26 protein-coding genes are annotated in these 24,879 nt (G+C 51.2%); 17 read left to right on the top strand and 9 right to left on the bottom strand.

The features are described from left to right. The first annotated feature begins 366 nt into the window (after nt 1-366). The 6 genes from AC6CHQ_RS12795 (at nt 367) to AC6CHQ_RS12770 (ending at nt 6,327) form a co-directional block, all read left to right on the top strand. On the top strand, nt 367-1,320 hold the full coding sequence (locus tag AC6CHQ_RS12795; protein WP_498081672.1) for an alpha/beta hydrolase family protein: 954 nt from the start codon (nt 367-369) through the stop codon (nt 1,318-1,320). A 95-nt stretch (nt 1,321-1,415) separates the two neighbouring features. Beyond that, nucleotides 1,416-2,375 (top strand): ABC transporter ATP-binding protein, encoded by a 960-nt coding sequence (locus tag AC6CHQ_RS12790; RefSeq protein WP_498081701.1) that lies wholly within the window; start codon nt 1,416-1,418, stop codon nt 2,373-2,375. Continuing rightward, on the top strand, nt 2,368-3,888 hold the full coding sequence (opuFB, locus tag AC6CHQ_RS12785; protein WP_498081671.1) for an osmoprotectant update ABC transporter permease/substrate-binding subunit OpuFB: 1,521 nt from the start codon (nt 2,368-2,370) through the stop codon (nt 3,886-3,888). Before AC6CHQ_RS12790 ends, opuFB begins: the two co-directional genes overlap by 8 nt. A 114-nt stretch (nt 3,889-4,002) precedes the next feature. Then, the gene (locus AC6CHQ_RS12780; protein ID WP_498081670.1) at nt 4,003-4,323 is read left to right on the top strand and encodes a hypothetical protein; all 321 of its coding nucleotides are present in this window, start codon (nt 4,003-4,005) and stop codon (nt 4,321-4,323) included. 284 nt (nt 4,324-4,607) lie between these two features. Beyond that, nucleotides 4,608-5,258 carry an MOSC domain-containing protein gene (locus AC6CHQ_RS12775; RefSeq protein ID WP_498081669.1) on the top strand — a complete coding sequence of 217 codons (651 nt, stop codon included), beginning with the start codon at nt 4,608-4,610 and terminating at the stop codon, nt 5,256-5,258. 157 nt (nt 5,259-5,415) lie between these two features. Continuing rightward, on the top strand, nt 5,416-6,327 hold the full coding sequence (locus AC6CHQ_RS12770) for a cation diffusion facilitator family transporter (RefSeq protein ID WP_498081668.1): 912 nt from the start codon (nt 5,416-5,418) through the stop codon (nt 6,325-6,327). Nucleotides 6,328-6,508: 181 nt separating this feature from the next. Here AC6CHQ_RS12770 and AC6CHQ_RS12765 read toward each other — a convergent pair whose 3' ends face one another. Both AC6CHQ_RS12765 and AC6CHQ_RS12760 read right to left on the bottom strand, forming a co-directional pair. After that, complete coding sequence (locus AC6CHQ_RS12765; protein WP_498081667.1) at nt 6,509-6,835, bottom strand: ArsR/SmtB family transcription factor; 327 nt, start codon at nt 6,833-6,835, stop codon at nt 6,509-6,511. A gap of 72 nt (nt 6,836-6,907) precedes the next feature. Next, entirely contained in the window at nt 6,908-7,159 is a 252-nt protein-coding gene (locus AC6CHQ_RS12760; RefSeq protein ID WP_092051684.1) for a DUF2188 domain-containing protein, read from the bottom strand. Between the two features lie 205 nt (nt 7,160-7,364). Between AC6CHQ_RS12760 and AC6CHQ_RS12755 the strand changes: the two genes are divergently transcribed. From AC6CHQ_RS12755 to AC6CHQ_RS12740, 4 genes are all read left to right on the top strand, one after another. Beyond that, complete coding sequence (locus tag AC6CHQ_RS12755) at nt 7,365-8,450, top strand: SDR family oxidoreductase (protein WP_322787452.1); 1,086 nt, start codon at nt 7,365-7,367, stop codon at nt 8,448-8,450. 113 nt (nt 8,451-8,563) lie between these two features. Then, nucleotides 8,564-9,472 (top strand): homoserine O-acetyltransferase MetA, encoded by a 909-nt coding sequence (gene metA, locus AC6CHQ_RS12750; protein ID WP_092051679.1) that lies wholly within the window; start codon nt 8,564-8,566, stop codon nt 9,470-9,472. Between the two features lie 14 nt (nt 9,473-9,486). After that, a complete protein-coding gene (locus AC6CHQ_RS12745; RefSeq protein ID WP_498081666.1) occupies nt 9,487-9,915 on the top strand; it encodes a DUF1801 domain-containing protein in 429 nt (142 codons plus the stop codon). A 77-nt stretch (nt 9,916-9,992) separates the two neighbouring features. Then, nucleotides 9,993-10,748: a hypothetical protein gene (locus AC6CHQ_RS12740; protein ID WP_092051675.1), complete on the top strand. Its 756-nt coding sequence runs from the start codon at nt 9,993-9,995 to the stop codon at nt 10,746-10,748. A 154-nt stretch (nt 10,749-10,902) separates the two neighbouring features. On the opposite strand, the gene AC6CHQ_RS12735 is transcribed toward AC6CHQ_RS12740, so the two are convergent. Next, nucleotides 10,903-11,646 (bottom strand): glycosyltransferase family 2 protein, encoded by a 744-nt coding sequence (locus AC6CHQ_RS12735; RefSeq protein WP_498081665.1) that lies wholly within the window; start codon nt 11,644-11,646, stop codon nt 10,903-10,905. Between the two features lie 149 nt (nt 11,647-11,795). Between AC6CHQ_RS12735 and AC6CHQ_RS12730 the strand changes: the two genes are divergently transcribed. The 6 genes from AC6CHQ_RS12730 (at nt 11,796) to AC6CHQ_RS12705 (ending at nt 17,792) form a co-directional block, all read left to right on the top strand. Further along, nucleotides 11,796-12,299, top strand: a complete 504-nt coding sequence (locus AC6CHQ_RS12730; RefSeq protein WP_092051669.1) for a DUF1648 domain-containing protein — start codon at nt 11,796-11,798, stop codon at nt 12,297-12,299. A gap of 18 nt (nt 12,300-12,317) precedes the next feature. Continuing rightward, nucleotides 12,318-12,617: a TIGR04104 family putative zinc finger protein gene (locus tag AC6CHQ_RS12725; RefSeq protein ID WP_092051666.1), complete on the top strand. Its 300-nt coding sequence runs from the start codon at nt 12,318-12,320 to the stop codon at nt 12,615-12,617. After that, entirely contained in the window at nt 12,611-13,747 is a 1,137-nt protein-coding gene (locus AC6CHQ_RS12720; protein ID WP_498081664.1) for a hypothetical protein, read from the top strand. Before AC6CHQ_RS12725 ends, AC6CHQ_RS12720 begins: the two co-directional genes overlap by 7 nt. 146 nt (nt 13,748-13,893) lie before the next feature. Beyond that, complete coding sequence (locus AC6CHQ_RS12715; RefSeq protein WP_498081663.1) at nt 13,894-14,490, top strand: anthranilate synthase component II; 597 nt, start codon at nt 13,894-13,896, stop codon at nt 14,488-14,490. Further along, nucleotides 14,480-16,231: an aminodeoxychorismate synthase component I gene (gene pabB / locus AC6CHQ_RS12710; RefSeq protein ID WP_498081662.1), complete on the top strand. Its 1,752-nt coding sequence runs from the start codon at nt 14,480-14,482 to the stop codon at nt 16,229-16,231. Before AC6CHQ_RS12715 ends, pabB begins: the two co-directional genes overlap by 11 nt. A 139-nt stretch (nt 16,232-16,370) precedes the next feature. After that, a complete protein-coding gene (locus AC6CHQ_RS12705; protein WP_092051657.1) occupies nt 16,371-17,792 on the top strand; it encodes a sodium:solute symporter family protein in 1,422 nt (473 codons plus the stop codon). A gap of 50 nt (nt 17,793-17,842) precedes the next feature. Here the strand turns inward: AC6CHQ_RS12705 and AC6CHQ_RS12700 are convergent, their stop codons facing one another. Beyond that, a complete protein-coding gene (locus AC6CHQ_RS12700) occupies nt 17,843-18,319 on the bottom strand; it encodes an S-ribosylhomocysteine lyase (protein WP_092051654.1) in 477 nt (158 codons plus the stop codon). Between the two features lie 173 nt (nt 18,320-18,492). Between AC6CHQ_RS12700 and AC6CHQ_RS12695 the strand changes: the two genes are divergently transcribed. Beyond that, nucleotides 18,493-19,875 (top strand): MATE family efflux transporter, encoded by a 1,383-nt coding sequence (locus AC6CHQ_RS12695; protein ID WP_251238484.1) that lies wholly within the window; start codon nt 18,493-18,495, stop codon nt 19,873-19,875. 88 nt (nt 19,876-19,963) lie between these two features. Here AC6CHQ_RS12695 and AC6CHQ_RS12690 read toward each other — a convergent pair whose 3' ends face one another. The 5 genes from AC6CHQ_RS12690 to proB form a co-directional block, all read right to left on the bottom strand. Beyond that, on the bottom strand, nt 19,964-20,896 hold the full coding sequence (locus tag AC6CHQ_RS12690; protein WP_498081661.1) for an aldo/keto reductase: 933 nt from the start codon (nt 20,894-20,896) through the stop codon (nt 19,964-19,966). Nucleotides 20,897-20,951: 55 nt separating this feature from the next. Then, on the bottom strand, nt 20,952-21,707 hold the full coding sequence (locus AC6CHQ_RS12685) for a cytochrome c oxidase assembly protein (protein ID WP_251238601.1): 756 nt from the start codon (nt 21,705-21,707) through the stop codon (nt 20,952-20,954). 28 nt (nt 21,708-21,735) lie between these two features. Next, nucleotides 21,736-22,221 (bottom strand): DUF2243 domain-containing protein, encoded by a 486-nt coding sequence (locus tag AC6CHQ_RS12680; RefSeq protein ID WP_251238486.1) that lies wholly within the window; start codon nt 22,219-22,221, stop codon nt 21,736-21,738. 166 nt (nt 22,222-22,387) lie between these two features. Next, entirely contained in the window at nt 22,388-23,650 is a 1,263-nt protein-coding gene (locus tag AC6CHQ_RS12675) for a glutamate-5-semialdehyde dehydrogenase (RefSeq protein ID WP_498081660.1), read from the bottom strand. Next, the gene (gene proB, locus AC6CHQ_RS12670; protein ID WP_251238488.1) at nt 23,647-24,771 is read right to left on the bottom strand and encodes a glutamate 5-kinase; all 1,125 of its coding nucleotides are present in this window, start codon (nt 24,769-24,771) and stop codon (nt 23,647-23,649) included. Before proB ends, AC6CHQ_RS12675 begins: the two co-directional genes overlap by 4 nt. Nucleotides 24,772-24,879 lie beyond the last annotated feature (108 nt).

Genomic DNA, 24,879 nt, shown 5'->3' with positions numbered 1-24,879 from the left:
CCAATGCCTTTGCCAGCGACTCCGATTCCTCTGAGGTTTCTGCCACAACCGCAAAAACGGAAATCATAACTCTTGGGCGGCTGAGCAGGGAATTGGGGCGAAAGTGATCCAATGGCAAGTTCCGCTGTTTGTAAAAGTGCTTTACGGGCGTCTGATCCTTCATCAATCGGGGAATAGTCAAGGATATTATAGGTGACCATCCGTCATATCTCCTTTTTGACTCTCGTATGTTCTACTCCACTCTACCACAGCGGGTGGGCACCCGGCCGGCTGTCAGTTTCAAATGAACCGGTGCGAGAAAAGGAGTAACAAGATCATTCAGCGAAATAAATGTGTTAAACCGGAATGAGCAGGGGGGAACAGAAGGTGTACAATGAGGCGCTGGTGACGATTGAATCGGAATTTCCGCTGAGCGGGACATTAACGATACCGGAAGAAAAACAGGATCACTATCCTGCAGTACTCATCATCTCAGGATCCGGCAAGGGGGATCGTGATGGGAACCTTAAGAATCTGAAGATGAATCTGTATAAAGATCTTGCAGAATATCTGACATCCAAGGGGTATATGACACTCCGTTATGACAAGCGCGGAATCGATAAAAGCGGAGGGAACTTCAATGAAGCCGGGCTTTCCGATCTGATTGATGATGCGGTAGAAGGAGTCCGCTTCCTGAAACGCCACCCCAACGCTGATCCGGATCGGATACTGATTCTCGGTCATAGCGAAGGAGCGCTGATCGGGCCAGCCGTCCACGACCGGGAGTCGGTGGACGGTCTGATCCTCCTGGCCGGGGCGGCCGAGCCATCTGCAGACCTTATCCCGAGGCAAAGTGAAATGGCCTACTCGGAGATGAATGAAGCGGCAGGACTGAAAGGATGGATATTCAGGACGTTCAAGGTGGCGGACCGGGCAAGGAAGCAGAACACACAGATCTTTGGAAAAGTGTCCGACTCTGAAAAACCGGTTATGAGAGTCAAAGGCATCAAGGTAAATGCTAAATGGGTCAGGGAGACACTGGGCTACAACGTCATCGATTACCTGAAGCGGGTGGAATGTCCCGTTCTTGCGATCACCGGCGATAAAGATGTACAGGTACCGCCGGACCATGCACGCCTGACCGCGGAAACCGTTCCGGGAAAATCCGAGTGGCACATCATCCCGGACATGAATCATATGCTGAAAGATTATGAGGGCGAGCACACCATGCTTGGGATCATGAAAGAGTACAAATCCGTTGCCGACAGACCTCTGTCCCCTCGATTAACCGAAGTCATCGGCGAATGGCTAATTGCGCAGGAATTGATGCACTCCAAATGAAAACGGCGGTCCGGGAGGAATTCCGGACCGCCGTTCTTTGATCAAAATGGTAAAATGGGTGCAACTACGGAAGGGGCTGAGAAACGATCGCATCCATCATCGAATTCCAAAACGTGACAAAACAATACGGGGACGGCACAAAAGCCGTTGATTCCCTCGACATGGCAATCAAACGCGGAGAGTTCATCGTCCTGGTCGGCCCGAGCGGATGCGGGAAGACAACCACCCTCAAAATGATCAACCGGCTGATCGAACCGACCAACGGCTCCATTCTGATCAACGGAAAGGAAGCCGAAAAATACGATATCCACCGGCTGCGCTGGGATATCGGCTACGTCCTGCAGCAGATTGCCCTTTTTCCGCATATGACGGTTGAAGATAACATTTTGGTTGTCCCCGAAATGAAACAAAGTGATAAAGAAACAATGAAACGGCGCGCACATGAGCTCATGGAACAAGTGGGTCTTGATCCTGCTGTTTTCGCTCAGAGGAAACCCTCCGAGTTATCCGGCGGCCAGCAACAGCGGGTCGGTGTGATCCGGGCGATGGCTGCGGACCCGGAGATCCTCCTTATGGACGAGCCGTTCAGTGCGCTCGATCCGGTGGCCAGGGAAAAACTTCAGGAAGACCTTCTGCGTCTGAAGAAGACATTCGGCAAGACTACAGTGTTTGTCACTCATGACATGAACGAAGCTCTGAAATTGGCTGACCGGATCTGTGTAATGCGGGAGGGAAGAATCGTTCAGACCGGAACACCAGATGAATTGAGGCGAAATCCTGCCGGAGCATTTGTGCGCGAGTTTATCGGAAGAGGGGAAGGCGGCCTGCATGAAGTACTGGATCTGAGGCGATGGGTAACCGCATTTCCTGCCGAACCCGTGCACCCGCAGATCGTTCTTTCGGCAGATATTCACACAGACCGGCTTGTTAGCGTCATGGCCGACCATGAAGCAGCCGGAGTGGAAGACGGAGGGGAACTGATCGGCATAATCAACCGTGAATCAGCTTTCCGCTTGCTTGCTTCTGAGGGAAGGGGGAAGGTTCATCATGAGTGATTTGTGGACCATCTTCGAAGAACGGAAAAGTGACTTGTGGACCGCCCTTCTGGAGCACATCGAGATTTCCTTTATTGCTTTGCTTTTTGCAGTCCTGATTGCGGTGCCGACCGGCATCTGGCTGACCCGGCAGAAGAAACTGGCCGACGCTATCATCGGAGTGGCGTCGGTTATCCAGACCATCCCGTCACTCGCACTGCTCGGACTGCTGATTCCTGTTGTGGGCATAGGCCGGATTCCCGCCATCATCGCGCTGACCGCCTATGCGCTGCTGCCGATCTTGAGAAATACATATACCGGAATCCGGGAAATAGACCCATCCCTGATCGAAGCGGCCCAGGCGATGGGCATGAACACACGCAGACGCCTGAATAAAGTTGAGCTGCCCCTCGCAATGCCGGTAATCATGGCAGGAATACGGACATCCACCGTTCTGATCATCGGGACAGCGACGTTGGCTGCACTGATTGGCGCTGGAGGTCTGGGTGATCTGATTCTTCTCGGAATCGACCGCAACAACACTGGCCTGATTGTGCTCGGAGCGATTCCTGCGGCCCTTCTTGCGATCGCCTTCGACTTTATCCTGAAAAAGCTTGAAGAGATGCCATTCAAAAAAAGCCTGATCTCCTTTACGGTCATTCTTGCAATTGCGGCCATCGTGCTGTTTGCCCCGCTTTTTACGAAGGATGATGAAAAATTGATCCTCGCCGGGAAGCTTGGTTCGGAACCTGAAATCCTGATCAATATGTACAAAATCCTGATTGAAGAAGAGACGGATCTGGAAGTCGAGTTGAAGCCGGGCCTTGGCAAGACAAGTTTCGTCTTTAATGCGCTCCAATCAGGAGAAATCCATATCTATCCCGAATTCACCGGGACCGCCATTTCCGAATTCCTGAAAGATACCGCCGAGAGCACGGACAGCCGAGAAGTCTACGAGCAGGCCCGCGATGGCCTGTCGGAACAGTTCGGCATGGCGCTCCTGGAACCGATGCAATACAACAATACCTATACGCTAGCGGTGCCGGAAGCATTTGCCGAAGCACAAGGTCTGGATACGATTTCTGACCTGCAAAAAATCCAAGACCAGGTCCGTGCCGGCTTCACATTGGAATTTTCAGATCGGGAAGACGGTTATCTGGGCATCCAATCCTTATACGGCATCGAATTTCCCGATGTTGTCACCATGGAGCCGAAGCTGAGGTATACGGCGGTCGAATCAGGGGATATCAATCTGGTAGATGCTTATTCGACAGACAGTGAAATCGAACGGTACGGCCTGAAAGTGCTCGAAGATGACCGGAATCTGTTCCCGCCATACCAGGGAGCCCCGCTCATGCTTGAAGAGACAGCGGAAAAATATCCGGAAATCACCGATGCGCTGAATCTGCTGGCCGGGAAGATCTCCGACGATGAAATGCGTGAAATGAATTATCGGGTCAATGTTGACGGAGTTCCTGCCGAAGATGTTGCCAGGGATTATCTTGAATCAACAAGTCTTATCGAACGCCAGTGAACATGATTCCTGTGCTCCTTGCGGCACAGGATCATGTTTTTTTATTTGAAACCATTTCCCGACCCCTCCGTAAACCTAAGTAGAAAATGAAAATCATTTGAGGAGAGGACATAAATGAACAAAGCGGAGGAAATCGTTCTGAAGTCAGTGGCTGAAGGATCAGCAGTATATGAGACGATCAGAACCGGATTTGCAGAGAGAAAGACCAGGCTGCTGGATATGCTATTTGATGGAACGCTGACACTGAACAAGGCTTTCAGTCAGCTTAAGGGCAAAGAAGCGTACTATCTCGTGTGCAGGGGTAATCATGCAGAACTGGTCACGGTCAGTGGGGATTCCATTTCAGACCGTAAAGATGCATCAGCTGAAGCTGCCGTTAAAAAGACCTTTACACTTGGTGATTATCGTTATAAGCGCTACCGGAAAATCCAGTGAACCAATAGCAGATTCCAGTCTGCCGAAAGGGTATCGGCATTCCTCCCATGCAATTTCTGCCAGAGACTGGGGTATCAGGCAGTGACACCTGGCTGAGATAAAAGGGCATATCATTAAATCCATCGCCGCTTATCCGCTGGCCGGCGAGAAGTTCGATTAGATTTCTTGGATCCGAATACGTACAGATGGAAAAAAGAACTGGACGCACAATGAACCTGATTCCAGGAGCTTGAAATTGCGATATACTGGTCTCTATAACATGTGTTGCTGATGGAGGCTAAAGGATGAATAAACTGGTTCACTTTTCCACGGGGAAACCAAAAACCCTGGAATTGGACGACGGCAAGGAAATGGTGTCAGGAATTGCTAAGGAAAAAACAGAACAGGCCTATTTGTCCCGGGATGGGTTTGCAGGAGACGGAGTGGCGGACACCCGGCACCACGGCGGACAAGATCGGGCAGTTTGTATTTATTCTCATGAACACTATGCGCTATGGGAACGGGAATTTGGTGTGACACTGCCGGCATCTGCCTTCGGTGAAAACCTGACAGTCACCGGTATGACGGAGAGTGAGGTTCACATCGGCGACGTGTACAGGATCGGCGATGCCCTGATCCAGGTCACCCAGAGCCGAGTGCCGTGCAACACCATTTCACGCAGGCTTGGAATTCCGATGATTCTTCCAAGAATCATCGAAACAGGTTTTACTGGCTACCTTTGCCGGGTCATCGAGGAAGGGACGGTCAGACATGACTCGGATATCAGCCGTGTCAGCATTCATCCCGCCGGTATTACGGCACAGGAAGCAAACGACGCTTATTTTAGAAAGTATACCGATCGGAAAGCGGTGGAGCGTGTGCTGTCGGTCGAAGAACTCGCCGGAAAATGGCGGGAGGGCCTGGAAAAACGGGCAGGTTTACTGAAGAAGCACTGAGGAACCCGGGGCAGCCGTTGTGGCTGCTCTTTTTTTGAATTGACAGCGGCGGAAAAGGGTAAAAAGAAATAACGAGCCGGTTGCACAAAGTTGACCGCACTGACATAATGTATATATGAACATATAGTCATATAAGTGGTTTGAGAGGGGAATATTCATGAGCCATCATCATCACGGGCATTCTCATAGTCATGCATCTTCCAACAAAAAAGCGTTATTCTGGGCGTTCATACTGATCACTGCGTTCATGGCTATCGAATTCATCGGCGGTTTCCTGACAAACAGCCTTGCGCTGTTATCGGATGCCGGCCATATGCTGAGTGATTCAGCAGCGCTGGGCCTCAGTTTTGTAGCCATTCTTCTTGGTGCCAGAAAGGCGACAGGAGAGAAATCGTTTGGTTATCGCCGTTTCGAAATTCTCGCGGCGGCAGTTAACGGCATTACCCTTATTGTCATCTCCGTTCTGATCATGTGGGAAGCAGTGCGGCGTTTCATGGCGCCACCGGAAGTACAGAGCACCGGCATGCTGGTGATTGCAACAATCGGACTGCTCGTCAATATTGCGGCAGCATTTATCCTGATGCGTGGCGGGAAGGACGATAATCTGAACGTGCGGAGCGCATTCCTGCATGTAATTGGTGATATGCTTGGTTCGGTGGGAGCGATAGCGGCCGCCTTGCTGATGATTTTCTTTGGCTGGTGGATCGCCGACCCGATTGCCAGCATCATCGTTTCGATCCTCGTGCTGGTGAGCGGCTGGCGGGTAACGAAGGATGCCGCGAATGTCCTGATGGAAGCCGCTCCGGACGGTATTGATCCCGAGGAAGTTCGGAAATCACTTGAACAATTGGATGAAGTCACTGATGTACATGATCTCCATGTATGGTCAATCACCCCGGATGAGCCACTCCTCAGTTGCCATATGACCATTGATGGCCAGGGTGATCCGGACCGGATCCTCCGCAATGCACATCGGATTCTTCACGATCGGTACAGCATCGAACACAGCACCATCCAGCTTGAAACCGGCAGCGGGGGATGCCCGAGCCCTCATGGAACGTGTAATTGAAAAAAGGTGGTCCGCACACTTTGCGGATCACCTTTTCGTTATTTCTTAAATTCTGCAATATAGTCTCCGTATCCGTCCATCCATACCAGCTGCCGCCATTTGCCGGTCGGATTGTTACGCTGGTTCTGCTGTGGATCACCGGGAAAATTAGAAGGTGACCCGCGGAACAGGGGTCACCTTCTTAGTGATGTCTGGCGTGATCGATCGCCTCACGGAGCAAGTCCACTACGTGTTCATCGTCGATGGAATAATGGAGTGAAGTGCCCTCTCTGCGATACTTGACGAGCCGGAGGTTTTTCAGAAAGCGCAGCTGATGGGATACAGTGCTCTGAAGAAGGGAAAGCCGGGAGGCGATCTCATTGACCGGATATTCATGCTCCGAAAGAAGGTTCAGGATTCTAAGCCTTGTCGGATCAGACAGGGCCTTGAATGTCTGGGAGACGATAAACAGGGTCTCTTCATCAAGATCTTTGTCGTCGGAAAACTTCGGGATGTTTTCGTCCTGCATATCGCTGCCTCCTTAATAACATTTTCATCATTATATCAAAGGCGGCCCGGTCTTGCGGGCCGCCTTTGCCTGTTAATATTCAATCTGATCCTCGATTTTTCCGTCATCATCATGGATGATGGCCATGCTTCCGTATTCCTCCGCCAACTTCTTGGCACGGGCTACCACATGGGATTTGTCATCCTCTTGCAGGATCTGCTTTTCTTCGCCTTCTTTTTTCAATGCCCATTTGCCATCGTCCGGTACGACGTGGTAGTTGGCATTGTCTGTCCCGGCACGGTCATCAAAGTACTTATCAGGACCATTGTTGTTTTTTCCTGGCATATAGAACCCTCCCAATCAGTGATAGTTTGTATTTTCCCCGTTTGCCTATTGTGAAACGGCTGTCGAAATAGGTGAGAACACATCTTGTTTTGACTTTCTTTCTGAATGGGAAGGAATAGGGATCATCTGCGTTGAAAAACCGGCATAGTCAATCGTTCCAACGGGTCCGTGAAAGAGATGATACGGGGGAGGTATATAGGAGTTGGTGAAGCGAACATATTTTTTTACGGGATTTCCGGGATTTCTCGCAACCCGGTTGATCAGCAGGCTGGCCGAAGAGGAGCCGGAGTCCGAATTTGAGCTGCTCGTCCATGAATCTGCCATTCCCGAGGCCGAGCGCATTGTTCAGAGGCTCAAGGGAAACAAACGAACCAAACGATTCAGGATCCATGCCGGCGATATAACAAAGACCAATCTGAAACTGGAAAAGGCAGTATCCGAGCGCCTGAAAGAGACGGTGACCCATGTCTTTCATCTTGCGGCAATCTACGATCTTGCCGTACATGACCGCATCGCCCAGTCAGTGAATGTTACGGGGACGAGGAATGTGAACCTCTGGGTTTTGGAATGCAAAGCGATTGAACGCTATGTATATTTTAGCACTGCTTATGTATCCGGAGACCGGAAGGGTACGATTTATGAAAACGAGCTGGCGCTTGGCCAAGAATTTAAAAACCATTATGAAAAGACGAAACATGATGCTGAAGTGCTGGTCCAGTACATGAGGGACCGCATACCGACTACCATCATCCGCCCTGGAATCGTACTAGGGGATTCAAAAACCGGTGAAACCGCAAAGTTTGACGGCCCGTATTTCATGATGCGCTATCTAGATAAATTCTCGCGGATGCCGATACCTTACGTGGGCAAAGGCGAGGCGCTGATCAACCTCGTACCTGTAGATTATGTGGTCGAGGCCACAGTATATCTTTCCCGTCATGCCGATGGAATTGATAAAGTCTACCATCTGACCGATCCGAATCCGTATCAGGCGAGGGAAGCTTTCAGGCTGATTTCCGAGGCGCTGACGGGGAAAGCGCCTTCATTCACGATGCCTCATTCGACGGTCCGGATCATGCTGTCATTCCCTCCGCTCCGCAGATGGGTGAAGGTGGAAAGGGAAACACTTGATTATTTCCGGCTGGAAGCAGTCTATGATTGTACAGAAGCACAAAGGGATCTTAAACCCTCCGGAATCACATGCCCTGATTTTGCCGATTATATCCCTGCTGCAGTGGAATACTATCGGCTGCACCGCAATGATCCGGCGAAATTGATCGAAGTCATCTAAAGTTCCGAAACTTTCTCCTACCATTCGGCCTCTGAATCGTCTATCATTTGGATATTGCGGTTTATCCATATGCTTTCATATAGACAACCTGCCAAGAAGGGGGAAAATCGGACATGCCGATCAACATACCAAAAGACCTTCCTGCTACAAAGAAACTGCAGGAGGAGAAAATCTTTGTCATGGACTCGGACCGGGCGGTTTCTCAGGACATCCGGCCACTGAACATCCTGATCCTGAATCTTATGCCGGAAAAGGAACGGACCGAACTCCAGCTGCTGCGCTTGCTTGGCAATACGCCTCTACAGGTGAATGTCACATTCATGACGATGGCCAGCCATCAGTCGAAAAATACCAGTAAGTCACATCTGGATGCTTTCTATGTCACGTTCGATGAGGTCAGGCACCGGCGGTTTGACGGAATGATCATTACGGGTGCCCCGATCGAGCATCTGGATTTCGAAAAAGTGAATTATTGGAACGAACTAACAGAAATCTTTAAATGGTCAGACCAGAATGTAACGTCAATCCTCAATATCTGCTGGGGCGCACAGGCAGCGCTTTACCATTTCTACGGAATTGGAAAGCGGCCGCTTCCGGAAAAATGTTTCGGAGTATACAGGCATACGATTTCAGACCCGACTGTACGGCTGGCGCGTGGATTCAATGACCTGTTCGTCGCGCCCCATTCACGCTATACCGAGGTGGACTCGGAAGAAATCCGTAATCACCCGGAGCTTCATCTTCTATCAGAATCGGATGAGGCGGGTGCCTTTATCATCCTTTCAAAAGACGAGAGGCATATTATGATCACTGGGCATCTGGAGTATGACGCAGACACTCTCGCGATCGAGTATCGTCGAGACCAAGATAAGGGACTGGGCACCGCCATCCCCGAGCATTACTTTCCGGATGATGATCCGGAGAATATTCCGCTCAATACGTGGAGATCACATACGTTCCTGCTATTCTCGAACTGGCTTAACTACTATGTGTATCAAGAAACGCCATACGTCTGGGAATAAAGGAGTGGATTTTCATGTATGAGCAGAAAACCAAACCATCAGATAGCAGTGTTGTCGAATTCATCGAGCAGATCGAGCATCCCCGGAAAAAAGAGGATGCCTATCGCCTCCTCGATTTATTTACAGAAACCACCGGCAGGGAAGCAATGATGTGGGGACCGAGCATCATCGGATTCGGCAAGTATCACTATCAATATGCCACGGGTCATGAGGGGGACTCGCCGCTTGTCGGGTTTTCCCCGCGAAAGGCAAAAATCAGCCTTTACGTGACAGTGGACAATTCGGAACGGGAAGAACAGCTCTCCAGATTGGGAAAGCACACTTCCGGCAAGTCGTGTGTGTATGTCAATAAACTCGATGACATCGACCAGGATGTCCTGAAAGAGATCATCCTGAGTTCCATTACTTTTCTTGACAAGACATACCCCGATGGCATCGAATAAGAAAAGGGAATCTGCGAACAGCAGGTTCCTTTTTTCTCGTGGGGGTAAAGTAAGAGCGGACAGCAGGAGGGACGCAGATGAAAAAACAATGGATACTGTTGATATTCATCCTCTTCCTTTCAGGGTGTGGAGGAGGAGAAGCTGACGATGAAATCGGCGCAGAGAAATCTGGAAACAAGCTGTTTGGTGAGCTGCTCGGCACGATTTCAGAAGTGGACTCCTATGAAATGGATGTTGAGATCGGAGTGGAAACCCCGGACGGAAAGCAGGAAACAACCATGGGAAAGGTCAAAGTGGCAGACTTTGATATGCCCGAGATGCACGCAATATACGAGAAAATGCCAGAAGTCGTATCCCGGGAGAATACGTCTGTACTGGAATATTACCAGGCAGGTGAACGTCTTGTCGTCAATCTGGGCGATGGATGGACAAACGAAAGCACTGAAGACATCACTGCAAATGATCTGCCCTCGGTCCGCTATATGGACATCGTACAGTTGTTGCGGGAGATCGAAGGGGAACTGGACATAGCCGATGCACGGAACTCGCTGATATACGAGGGAGATAGCCAGAAGGTATTTGAGGCCTTCAGTAAAACGCTGTCCATTTCTTTTAGAGATATCCAGCCGGAATCAGCAATGAGCCGGTTGGAGGTCCGTCTTGATGACAAATCGTCGATGATGAAAAGTTTTTACTATACCGTTACCGGAACGGAAAAAGGGCAGACCGAAACGATCAGCTATCAGCTGAATTACGACCGGATAAACGAGGTAGAGGGCATTGATATTCCTGATGAGGTCCTCGACGAGATGAGCGGTACCACCACTCACTGACGCAACGTTTCCCTGACGGATAATCGGGTAAATATTGAATATAGAATATGTTCCTCTTCAAAAGACGCCCGCGGTCAGCCAAGCTGCGCGGCCTCTTTTGTGTGTTCAATCAATAAAAGCCTGCCCGGATGTTCCGGACAGGCTTGACCAGTTTTTAGGTTTCCTCTGCAACTTTCTTTTCTGCAGGTTTTACATACAGCGACTTTCCGCTGAAATAGCCGGAGAAGATCTTCACGAAGATCCGGATTGAATCGAGTACGGGACGGTAGTGGGAGCTGGCATTGTGGTCCAGGTAGATGGTTTCAATGGTGATTTCCCGGATATCGAGATCCTCCCGGACGGCATGGATCAGCATGTTCATTTCATAATCATACCGATCGCCCCGGATGGTCATGAGCCAATGGAGATCCCTTCGGGGGATGCCCCTGAGGCCGGTCTGTGTATCGTGGAGCCGCCTGCCAAAAAGCATGCGGAACAGCCGGGACGTCATCCGATTTCCAAACAGGCTTCTCGCCGGAATGTCCGGGTGGATAAAGTCCCTCACGCCGAACACGAGTCCACGGATAGACTTTTCGGTCTCCGCCATTACTCTGATGACATCCCCGGCGGCATGCTGGCCATCTGCATCGGCGGTCACGACATGAGTGACGTCTTCGCATTGATCGAGTACATGACGGAACGCCGTTTTAAGTGCCGCCCCCTTGCCCTGATTCCGTTCGTGTTTGAGTACGGTACATCCCTTCATTTTCCGGATCGAATCAAAGACCGTCGAAGACCGAAGGGCGCTTCCGTCGTTCACAACAATGATCCGGTAATTCCCTTGTTGCCTAAGTTGGCTGATATAGTCCGGCAGGCTGTCATCCGGATTGTAAGCGGGAATGATGATTGCAGTATTCATCATCGTGCCTCCTCCCGGTATCTTGGTTACTGTCCTATACCCGTTTCAACAGTTCTATGCAATAGAAATCCGGAATACACGGCTGGTGAGCACGAAAAACTTGAAACCTGCAAAGGGGACAAAGCGTAAATAAAGCAGGGGTGATAAGCGTGAAGACCTATAATCGTCCGAAACTGGACATTCCAAAAACAGCATTGGAACGAATACTCGACTGGGCTGCTATTCTGTTGTTTGTCGCGGGTACCGGCTATCTGATCTTGACGTGGGGAGATCTGCCCGCTGAAGTTCCTGCCCACTTTAATGGGGCAGGAGAAGTGGACCGCTGGGAATCCAAATGGACACTTGTGATGCTGCCCATCATCGCGGCCTTGCTCTGGATCGGAATGACCATTCTTGAGAAATATCCCGAAAAGCACAATTACCTGGCGGAACTGAATGAGCACAATATTGAGTTCCAGTACCGCAATTCCAGAATGATGCTGAACGTTCTGAAGAACATCGTCGTTTTTGTATTCATCTACCTGACCTATCAAACAGTTCAAGTAGCGCATGGCGGCGAAGATTCGATCGGAATAATGTTCCTTCCGGTTTTCCTTGTACTGATGTTTGTTCCGATGATTGTGTTTATGATCCGTTCGATAAAGCACAAATAAAGAAAGGGGGGTACCTTCATGCCCGTCTGTGCAACATGTTGTCATCAGTGGTCATTCAAGGAAACAATGCGAGCGATGTATACCCTTAAGCCGTCGATGACCTGTCCAAACTGCAGGCAGGAACAGCATCTGACTTCCGTTTCCAGAAAGCGCGGAGCTTATATGCCGTTCTTGATTCTGATTCCAATGCTCCTCAATGCGTTTTTTGACCTTAACTGGCTGACCCTGTTTGGGGGAATGGCATTGATTGCAGCCGTCTTTCATCTGATCTACCCGCAACTCATTGAACTTACGGATAAGGAGGAACCGATTTGGTGACGGCACCCAAAGAAAAGAAGAGAGGACACAAAAAGCAGAGTCTCAGACAAACACTGGCCGGCCTTGCCATCGGTGTCCTCTTGTGGCCGATGTTCCTTCCTTATCTGTTTATCCATGATCCTGTCATCGATCTGAAAAGCACAATAGTCATCCTGGTCGCCATTGTGGTCAGTGGAGTGTTTGCCCTGATCATTCATGAACTCGGGCATGCCATCGGAGGAACCATCTCAGGCATGAAGTTCATGAATATGAGCATCGGTCCGGTCGTTGTCATCCGGTCCGGCGGAAAAAACCGGATCATTTTTCAGAAGCCGGCACTCGGTTACATGGGCCGTGCGATGCTGCGGTTTCCTTCTGAGACAACTGAGGAATTGATGGAGTCCGGGCTAAAGCGTTATGTAGCCGGCGGTCCTGCAGCCAATATAATCGCAGCAGCCATTTCATTTGCTCTTGTTTACACTATCCTTCCATCAGGCGTCATTCTGACATTTGCCATCGTCAATCTTCTATTGGGAGCGGCAAATTTGATCCCGACCGATAGCAGGGGAATGATGACGGACGGAAAGCACCTGTCCATGCTATCGGGAAAAACGCCGGGCAAAGAACTGGTGCTCATCAGCTACCGCTTGATGCAGGAAGATGCGGAGGGTACAGATTGGAGCCCGGAAACAGTTGCCGAAGCAGAGAGACTGATCAGGCTGCAGCCTGAACATCCGCTGACGCCTGCCTTGTATGCGTCATTGTCTCCCTATTACATACCTGAAAACCCGTCAGAAGCCGAGGCTCTGGGCAGCGGAATCGCATTCCGCGAACGGTATCTGAAAATCGATCCACTGCAGGACATGGCAGACATCGCTATGGTCCATGTGCTTTATGCTGCCGGCAAGCTCACTTCCGAACCGGAAATCCGTTTGAAGCTTGTTCAGATCGGAGATGCCGAAAAAGTCACCAGATTGTTCCGCGATGCTTATTTGGCATACTTGGATGATCAGCCCGAGAAGCTCCGCAATTGCCTGGAGGACCTTGAACTTGTACTTGGCCAATGGCATTCTCTGTATCTGGAAGGAAGGTATGAGAAAGGCCGGATTTCTGCGTTAAGGCAGTTTCTCAACAATACACAACATCAATAAGATAAAGCCGCCAAGGATAAACCGGCCGGATAGAACCGCCAAGCAGCAGTTGCTTGCTGGCAGCTATCCGGCTTTCTGCTATGTACGTGAAGGGCGTGGAACATTATACTGGGAAGGATACGGAATAACGATAATGGAGAGAAACCATGATACTGGTAATTGATAATTTCGATTCGTTCACTTTTAATCTAGTCCAATACCTGCGCCGCATCGGGTTGGACGTTTCAGTACTCCGAAATAACGAAGTGACTGCGGAGGAAGTCCGCAAGATGGCACCCGAGGCGATCCTGATCTCTCCCGGACCGGGGAATCCGGATACTTCAGGCAACTGCCTGGAGATTGTCCGCCGGTTCCATCATGAGATCCCCATCCTCGGCGTCTGTCTCGGACAGCAGGTAATCGCCCGGGCATTCGGCGGTACTGTCGGAAAAGGCATCTGTCCGGTTCACGGCAAAACGTCCCCGATCACACATGATGGCTGCGGAGTGTTCAAGGGACTCCCTTCACCGCTGAGGGTCGCCAGGTATCATTCCCTGGTGGTTGAGGAGACGACACTTCCGGACTGTCTTGAAGTGTCCGCCAGAACAGCAGACGGGGAGATCATGGCGATCCGCCACAAAGCCTTTCCGGTTGAAGGCGTCCAGTTCCACCCGGAAGCCATCCTTACTGAGAAGGGTCTGGATATGCTGAGGAATTTCTTTTTGAAGTCGAGCAGGCCGGAGGTGATCCGCCATGCAGAATGACAGACAACAGGTTTTGTCATTTGAGTATGCCTCTGCTGACGGAACAGTGGTCCCTCGTACATTCCGTAACCCCATGAAAGTGATTCGTGCGGAACAAGTTGAAGATGTGATTCCCGCGCTCCGGAGTGTCCAGGAAGCTGTGGATGCCGGCTGGTATGCCGCAGGTTTTCTCTCTTACGAAGCAGCGCCGGCCTTTGATCCGGCGTATCGGGTAAAGGAGGGGCATACGATGCCGCTCCTATGGTTCGGAATTTTTGAGGAACCTGAAAACAGTGCTCTACGCCCGTCCGGCCCATTCGAAGTTTCTGATTGGAAGCCGGATACCGATGAGCAGGCGTACAGGGAGGCCATCGGGACCATCAAACAGGCGATCGAGTCCGGAGAGACCTATCAGACGAATTATACAATCCGGTTGCTCAGCAAGTTCCGGGGAGATGAAGTTGCGCTGTTTGAGCGAATGAAACGGGCACAGGCCTGCAACTACAGTGCGTACATCAACACGGGCGAACATGCCGTGCTGTCCGCTTCTCCCGAGCTGTTCTTCCGGATAAAAGGCGGACGCATTACGGCCAGGCCGATGAAGGGAACAGCCAAGAGAGGAAAAACATCAGAAGAAGACTTTTCCCTGGCACAGTGGTTGGCCCATTCCGAGAAGAATCGTGCGGAAAATGTGATGATCGTCGACCTTCTGAGAAACGATCTTGGCAGAATTGCCAAGACGGGAAGTGTGGAGGTGCCAAAGCTTTTCGAAATCGAACGCTATCCGACTGTGCATCAGATGACTTCGACAGTGGAAGCGGACCTGGAGGCAGGAACAGATCTGATTGATGTATTTGGCGCGCTGTTCCCGTGCGGATCCATCACAGGTGCGCCCAAAGTCAGCACGATGGATCTGATCTCAACGATTGAGCAGGCTCCGAGAGAAGTTTATTGCGGTGCCATCGGGTTTATCACCCCGGAGAGGGAAGCCGTGTTCAATGTGCCGATCCGCACGGTCATCATTGATCAGGCAACCGGAAATGCCACTTACGGAGTAGGGGGAGGCATTACATGGGATTCGACGAGTGAAGAGGAATACCGAGAAATTCTGGCCAAGTCGAGCTTTCTTGAACTGGACCGGCCGAAGTTCAGCCTGCTGGAAAGCCTCTTGCTTGAGGATAGCCGCTATTTTCTGAAAGAGGCACATCTCAACCGGATGTCCCGCTCCGCACAATACTTCGATTTTCCGTTTGACCGGGAAGCAGTCTCAGGAAAGCTGGAACAGTACGCGGAGAATCTGCCGAAAGGCTCCTACAAGATCCGCTGCCTGCTTGACCGGGACGGCTTTCTGACTGTGGAAGGTCGAGAGATTGCCGCCACAACCCAACTGCCCGAAGTGACTCTCGCCGATCGGCCCGTCGACAGGGAAGATCCGTTCCTTTACCACAAAACAACGCACCGGGCAGCTTATGAGGAGCATGCAGTTCCCGGCTGCTATGATGTGCTCCTTTGGAACCAGGAAGGAAAACTGACCGAATTCATCAATGGCAACCTGGTCCTGGAAATCAAAGGCCAGCGCTGGACTCCTCCGGTAACCAGCGGACTGCTAGCAGGCACTTATCGTGAGGCTCTTCTCGGACATGGCATCATCCGTGAAAGAGAGCTCGACTGGGCCGACCTGGAATCTTCCACAAGGATCTGGATGATCAACAGCGTGAGGAAATGGGTGGAAGTCCGGCTGGTGAATAAACTAACGGATTAGATGGAACAGGGGCTATGCATCCGCATGGCCTTCTTTTTATTGGCGGGATAGACAAAATTCAGCAAAATGCATGATAAAAAAGGAATCTTGCAGAAAGGTCTGGAAGGGAGGGAGAAGACAGCGGGACAGGGGGGATTTAGTGAATATATCAGTTTGGATTTGGGGATTGACCATCGTGTTATGTGCGCTCTTCATTATGATTGCGTTTTTGTTCAGGAAAAAATCAGGGGAAAGTTTTGTCCAGTATGCCATTGCGGGGGGCACGCTTCCTTTTATCCTGATTCTTTTCACTGATATCGCCACCATTATGGGAGTAGGGAATTTCGTCGGACACTCTGCCAAAGGCTATGAGATCGGAGTGGCCAATATCCCGTTTGTTTTTGGGGAGCAGGGTGCCAAGGTCTTATTTGCCCTTGTTTTTGCCGGTTTTGCAGCACGGTTTACATACGTCACCATAGCTGAAATGATGGATGATCTGATTTTGCGTGACCGGGTTGCCCGGGCTCTGATTGCTGTCCTCACTTCGGCGATCATGATTGCATGGACGAGCGGTCAGGCAATCGGGATGGGTGCGCTTTTCTCGACTTTCACCGGAACCGAACCGCTTCCGATGATACTTCTTTTCTCCGGTGTATTTATCGTTTATACAACCATAGGCGGCATGTATTCGGTTGTTTGGACGGACTTTATTCAGGGTTCTCTTCTAATCGCGATCGCCCTATGGTTCTATTACCGTGTATTCAGCGAGGTCGACTTCAGTTATTCGACACTCCAAAACCAGCTTGCCGATGTGGACGGGCTCCATCTGACAGCACTGAACCTATCGGCGATGGAAGTATTGAGCCTGTTCGTGACAGGCGTGTTCGGTATCCTGGCCGCTCAGGTATATTGGCAGCGCTGTTTTGCGGCGGAGAGTCCCAAGGTGGCAAGCCGGGCGATGCTATTCGGTGGCATTATCGCGATCGTATTCACTTCACTTACCACTCTGGCAGGACTTGTCGTCTATACGAAAAACCAGTCGCTTGATCCGAATCAGGCCATCTCCCACTTTATTCTGGAAGAACTGACCCCTGTGGCAGTGCTGGCCTTTTTCTTGCTCGTCTTTCTTGCTGCAATCTCCAGCGCTTCTTCACTGCTTCATGCGGCTTCAGTCGTGATCGTGAATGATCTGATCATCCCCAACATGGGGGAAAGGAAAGAGGCCTTCTATGTGAACATGACCCGCTGGTGCGTTCTGCTGGTCGGTGTGTTTTCTGTAGGGGCTGCCCTCCTGTTCGAATCAATCATCGATCTGTTCTCACTGGCCTATACGATGGCCGGGGGAGGCGTTGTTCCGGTGCTGATCGTCGGGCTGCTGTGGAAAAAGAGAAAGTCAGAACGGTTTGAGATGGGAGAACGGAACAGCCGTGTCACGGTATGGGGAGCAAGGGCCGGAATACTTTCCGGCGCCATTGTGTCGGTGACTGCAGGGATCCTTTGGGGAGTGCTCGCTTCAACCATTTTAACGATAATGGTCTCACTGCTGCTTCCCAACAGGGAAAAGCCTGCACTCAGTTCATGAACTCCATAAAACACAAAAGGAGACTCCTTGACGGGGTCTCCTTTTAAAATTCAGTTTACAGGCTCTGCAAATTTCCGTTCGAATGCATCAATGCTGATTCCCGCATCAAGGACCTGCTTGGAATATTCTTTGGCGGCGAACAGGGAGTGGTCCCTATAGTTGCCGCATTCAAGTGCGGAAACGGCCGGAACTGTTTCCGTTTCGATCACTTTTTCCAGTGTCGCCTTTAGTCCACGCGCGATTTCTGCAGGATCGTGTTCATCCCAGATGATCATGTAGAAGCCGGTCCGGCATCCCATAGGGGAGATATCGACAATGCCTTCGACTTCGTCCCGCATATAGGTGGCGAGCAGGTGCTCAAGTGTATGGACCGCAGAAGTCGGCATTGCATCTTTGTTGGGCTGGAGGAAACGGAGATCATATTTCTGAAGCGATGCACCTTTTGTATGCTGTTCAGTGCCTGCAAGCCTGACATAAGGGGCAATCACTTTGTTGTGGTCGAGAAGGAAGCTTTCGACTTGTGCCATCGGGCATTCATCCTTTCGAGGTTCATTTCCTACTTATCATATCAGACTAAAAACACAAAATAAACCATCTAAACTTTCCAGGTGAAATTCCAAGCTGAAGTGGTTTCCAATGTAAAGTCGGCATGGTATGATATTTCCTGTTTTGATTCTAAAAAAAGGAAGAAGGAATTGCGATGTCTGCGACTGCAGTTGGCGGCCAGGAAAAGAAGCTGAGCCTGTTTCACCTGACGTGGCCGATTTTTCTCGAGTTGTTTTTGTTCATGCTGATGGGATTGACCGATACCTTCATGCTGAGTTCACTGTCGGATGATGCAGTATCCGGTGTGGGGGCTGCCAACCAGTATATTCATATCGCAATCTTGGTGCTTGAAGTCGTCGGGAACGGAGCGGCGATTGTGGTTTCCCAGTACTTGGGTTCCAAACGTTATATAGAGGCGGCGAAAATTTCAGGACTTGCGGTCTCCCTTAACCTTTTGGTCGGTTTGGGCCTCAGTGGCATGTTTATGCTGTTTACGAACCGTCTGATGACTGCGATGAATCTGCAGGGTGAAGTGCTTGCGCATGCGGAAGCGTATTTATCCATTGTCGGGGGTGCGATCTTCCTGCAGGCTATTATCAACTCCCTTGCTGCCGTGATCCGGGTGCACGGCTTCACGAAGCAGACGATGTTCGTCTCGCTCGGGATGAATATCATTCACGTAATCGGTAACTATGCCCTTATTTTCGGTAAGTTCGGTCTTCCCGAACTCGGTGTGCAGGGAGCAGCTATTTCTTCCGTCGGCAGCCGGGTTGTTGCCGTGTTCGTCTTTTTCTGGCTGCTGTACAAAGTGATGGAGTATAAGATTGAATTCAGGTACTACATTACCTGGACGCGTTCATACATTGCCAAAATCCTGAACATCGGGCTTCCGAGCGCATTTGAGCAGATCCTTTATCAGGGATGCCAGCTCGTCTTCCTATACTATGTAACACATCTTGGCACAGAAGCGCTTGCCGCCCGGCAGTATGCGGTGAACATTTCAATGTTCAGCTATTTGTTCGCATTGGCGATCGGCCTTGGGACGTCCATCATCACCGGCCGTCTTGTCGGAGCCGGAAATAAGGGAGAGGCCTACACCGGGCTCTGGAAAAGCTTGAAATGGGCGTTCCTGTTTACGATCATCATGGTCGCTGTTGTCATGACGTTCCGCTATCCGCTGATGCGGCTCTTTACGGACAATGAGGCGATTATCCAACTGGGTGCTTCGGTTCTCCTCCTGGCCTTCCTGCTGGAGACGGGCAGGACGTTCAACATCGTCATCATCAACTCTCTACGTGCGTCGGGCGATGCCAAGTTCCCGGTTCTGATGGCGGCACTTTCGATGGTCATGATGAGCCTCCCGCTCGGTTACTTCCTTGTCTTTGTGATGGACCTTGGTCTCGTCGGTGTCTGGCTCGCAATTGCTGCTGACGAATGGACAAGGGGGATCTTCATGGCTCTACGGTGGAAAAGCCGTGCCTGGGAGCGCCATGCACTCGTCGACGACGACGTTCAGCCAACCCCTGAAATTGCCTGACGGCAAGAGGGTTATTCAAATTTATGATAAAAACAGCAGCCGGTTCCTGCAAAAGAGGAACCGGCTGCTGTTTTTCATATTGAGATTTTCATCTGAAAATCGATTCAATTTCTCGTCGTTCTTCTTCCGAAAGAGACACTTCAAGTGTCTTCAGGTTGTCGAGCACCTGTTCAGAACGCTTTGCACCCGGGATGACCGAATCGATCGGCCCTTTTCCGAGGTAAAAAGCGAGAACAATATGTGCAATTTCCGCATTGTGGGCTTCAGCGATGGGCCGCAGCTTGTTCACGCGCTGTACATTTTGTTTGAACGTCTCTCCTTGGAACCGTGCCTGGCTTTTCCGGAGGTCGTCGAATGTCTCATTGCCGCTGTACTTCCCGGCAAGAAGGCCTGCGGCGAGCGGATAGTAAGGGACGAAAGAAATGCCGTGCCCGGAAGTGTACGGGAAGTAGGCTTCTTCGGCGCCGCGCTCAAGAAGATTATACTCTCCCTGAAACACATCCACATAGCCATCCTGGTCGGCTTCCTTCAGTTGTTCCGGTGAGAAGTTCGAGATGCCGATTGCGCGGATTTTGCCTTCGTCTTTCAGTTCTTTCAGCGCACCGACAGCTTCGGCTTTCGGTGTATCCTCATCAGGATAGTGGATATAGTAAAGATCGATATAGTCTGTCTGGAGGCGCTTCAGGCTCTTTTCCACTTCTTCTCGGAGGAAGGCCGGGGAGTTATCGACGACAATTCCGTCCCCGGTTTGGCGGTGTGCCCCTTTTGTGGCAAGCACCAGCTCCTGCCGTCTTCCGGATTCACGTACGACTTCTCCGACAAGCTCTTCCGAACGGCCCATGCCGTAGATAAATGCAGTATCCAGAAAATCGATGCCATGGCTGATTGCCGTACGGACAAGTTCCCTGCCTGTATCTTCATTCAGGTTTGGGTAGAGATTGTGGCCGCCGACCGCGTTTGTACCAAGACCGATCGGGTTTACGCTTAGACCTGACTTTCCTAGATTAACCTGTTTGCCCATGAACGCCAGCCCCTTTCATTTTGTAGCGAATACATACTACAGTTTAGGGGAGAGGCTAAGACGTTTCAATTTTTTGATAGGAATGCCGGGGAGCGGTTGCCCGATACCAGCTGCTGAACAGCAGGATGATGATGACAAGATCGACAAGGTCGCCTCCGTAATACATGAGCATGGCGCCTTCCCTAACTTCATCTGCCGGAAAGCCGGGGAGGGGGTTTGCATAAATGTACTTGCTCAGTATGCCATGAGCCGCAAGTGCAAAGATAAAAATGACCGTCCGGAACAAGTGGCTGCTTGGATGAGGGGCCGGGTCGATATAAATCATGGATATTGTGAACAGATAGCCCGCAGCAAATACATGGATGTGAATGAGCAGGTAAAGCCACAGGTGATGGTGCATCAGCTGAAACAGGGGTGTGGCGTACAAGAGCCAGAGCCCGCCGATGTTCAGCACGGACGCCGTGATGGGATTCCGGTAAAAGCGTGCGACCGGATGCCGAAGCATCTTCGTAACCTGCCTGGCAGCCGGTACCGGGAGTGCCCGGAGTAGCAGGGTGACGGGTGCGGAAAGGGCCATCAGGAGCGGCGCAAGCATCCCGAGGAGCAGGTGGCCAGCCATATGAAATCGGAAATCCAGATGGGCAGCGTCGGCAAGCGGTCCTGCAAAAACCGCCACCGCCATTGACGATCCTGATAGCCACAAAATAAACCTCCAGGCCGGCCATTGTTTTAGCCGTTGGACTTTATTTGTCCTAAGCATCAGGAGGAGGTATCCAGCAGTTCCTAAAGTTGCGAAAAACACAATGAGCATCTGGAGGGCAGGGGGAAGGAATGCATGCTCATGATGCAAAGGTCTCGCCCCCGCTTATCCGTATGCTATCTTTCCTGGCACTCCGGATTAATAGAAGCCCCGCAATGATCATGATAGCGGCTGTAATGTTCCAAATGAGGTCGTATGGCAGAATGTCCACATTGTAGCGGATCTGATGGATCCTCATCAGCTTATGCTGGATGATGCCATCATACAGTTGAAAGCCTCCTCCGCCGAGCAGTTTCCCTCCCCAGAACATCTTGTGCCAAAATGCATGCCGGCGCATCAGATCTGCAACCAGGTATAGCGCGCCAACTGTGGCGAACCAGCTGAATGCATGAAAAAGTCCGTCTGAAATGAGTCCGACGGCTGTCGTAGAACGATCGTAAAATTTGTGCCAGTGGAGTAATTGGTGAAAGATGGTTTCATCGATAAACGCGACAAACCCTAATCCAAACAAAATACCGGCCCATAAATTCTTCGTCTTATGACTGAATTTGTGATGTGGTGGCATGGTCACTGCTTCCTCCTTTTCGGTCACGCAGGGAAATATATGTAAAGTATTGCCCTGCGTGAAAGGCGGTAAACCGTTGGCATCCTGGCAGGCATAGTGGGATTGAAATTGGCCATAAAAAAGCCGGCTCCCAGGATCGGAGCCGGCTTTCTTAGTCCCATATGAATCACTTGCATTGTCCGCTGCCCGAGATTAATGTCTTCACCGAAGTGAGGGCAGGGAGCCCCATCGGTCCGCGAGCATGCAATTTTTGTGTGCTGATGCCGAGCTCAGCGCCGAATCCGAATTCGAATCCGTCAGTGAAGCGTGTGGATGCGTTGTGGTAAACGGCCGCTGCATCGACACCGATCTGGAATTTTGCCGCTTCGGCCGTGTCATTGGTGACGATGGCTTCCGAGTGCCGGGTGCCGTAAGTATTGATATGGCTGATGGCTTCTTCGGTTGAAGAAACAACTTTAATCGCGACTTCGAGGTCAAGGTATTCCATCGCCCAATCCTCGTCGGAGGCGACAAGTACACCATCCGCACGATCGATGATGCCTTCGTCACCGTGGACGACCACACCTTCCCATTGCAATGCCTGCACCAGCTCCGCCGTATGTGGCCAGTTTTGATGGATCAGAATCTTTTCCGCCGCATTACAGACGGAAGGGCGCTGCGTTTTGGCGTTTACCGCAATCTGGATGGCCATCTCTTTGTCGGCAGACTCAGCGATGTAGACATGGCAATTACCGGCACCGGTCTCGATTACCGGAACTGTCGCCTGGTCTACAACGGTTCGGATCAGATTTGCGCTGCCACGGGGAATGAGGACATCAAGAACATCATTCATCTTAAATAGGCGGGCGGCGGTTTCCCGGCTTGTGTCTTCCACGAGCTGCACTGCATCTGCCGGAAGGCCCGCAGTTTCGATGGCATCCCGGATTACGGCCACAAGTGCCATATTGGAATGGATGGCCGACGAGCTGCCTCTCAGAATGACGGCATTACCGGTCTTGAGGCACAGGGCAGCCGCATCGACAGTGACATTGGGACGTGCTTCATAAATGATTCCGACCACACCAAGCGGAACCCGCACAGTAGACAGTCTCAGGCCATTTGGCCGTTCCCATTCATCTACAATTTGACCGACCGGGTCGTCGATTGCAGTCAGTTCAGTAAGCGCATCCGCCATGGCACCTATGCGGGATTCATCCAGCATGAGCCGGTCCAGAAGGGAGTCGGACAAACCGGCGGCACGGCCTGCTTCCAAATCTTCGCGGTTTGCGTCAAGGATAAGTGCGGCCTTGGACCGGAGTGCCTCCGAGATCGACTTGATGGCATCGTTTTTTAACGCAGTCGGCAACCCTGCCAGGCTGGCCGCGGCTTTCTTCGAGTTGATCCCGATCGTCTGAAGTGCGTCGAAATGGGTGCTCTGAACGTTCGTCATCGTACCGCCTCCTTGATTTTCAGATGAATCCACCGGTTGCAGTGAATGACTTCAGGTGTAGTCCCTCCTGAAATCTTCATGGCATCATCTCCCGGTTTCCCGATAATCTCCCTGACTGTTTCGGCAGGGTAATTCACCATGCCTCTGCCGATCAGCTCGCCTTGCTCGTCGAGGACGTTCACCACTTCACCTTGTTTGAATGTGCCAGTGACCGAGGTGATGCCGACCGGCAGCAGGCTGGTGCCTTTCCCGGCAAGTGCACGGGCTGCGCCGCTGTCCACGGTGATGCTTCCCGCCGGCACGGAACATAAAGCCATCCAGCGTTTTGAATCCTTGCCGGACATAAGTGAGGAAATTCCGATGTAGGTGCCGTTTCCGCGACCTTCCACAATATCGATCAGTTTTTCGGCCCCTTCACCGGTACCGATGAATACATGGACACCGAGACTGCCAGCAGTTCTGGCGGCAAGCACTTTTGAACGCATGCCTCCGGTTCCGACAGCCGATCCTGTCCCTGTGGCCTGTTTCAGCAAACCGTCATGGACCTCCGGGATGAAGGCATATTTTTTAGCTTCCGGATCGGAGTTCGGATTGCCATCGTAAAGTCCGTCAACATCAGTGAGGATCGAGAGAAAGTCAGCGTGGACCAGGCCGGCCACAAGAGCCGAAAGCATGTCATTGTCCCCAAAAGTGATTCCTTCAACAGATACCGAATCATTTTCATTTACAATGGGAAGAGCACCACGGTGAAGCAGTTCCTCCAGCATCCGGCCGGTGTTGTGGAAGCGCTCCTTGCGCATGAGGTCCTGCCTCGTCAGCAGAAGCTGTGCCACCACGATCCCGTGGCTGCGGAACGCTTCAGTATAGGCCTGCACCAGCAGTCCCTGGCCGACTGCAGCCGCCGCCTGTTTGCCTGCCGTAGAGCCGGGACGGGAGGTGTACCCAAGGTTCCTGAAACCGGCTGCAACTGCCCCTGAAGAAACAAGAACTACTTCATGTCCAGCCTGCATCAATGAAGCGATTGCCGCCGCATGTTCACGAACCATGGCATCCGACAGTCCGCCGCACGTATCAGTCAGTGAACTGCTTCCAATCTTGACGACAATCCGCCTTTTCTTCATCCGAAACGCCTCCAATGCGAATGTTAAGAATGATTATGCATCATTATTGATTTTTAATCAATGGTAAATTGGCGCAAAAAATACTTTCATCTGATAATTGAAACTTTT

This window comes from Bhargavaea sp. GQ12 (genome assembly GCF_059758705.1).
Note: the sequence above shows the minus strand (reverse complement) of the source record. Positions and strands in the feature narration are given on the sequence as shown.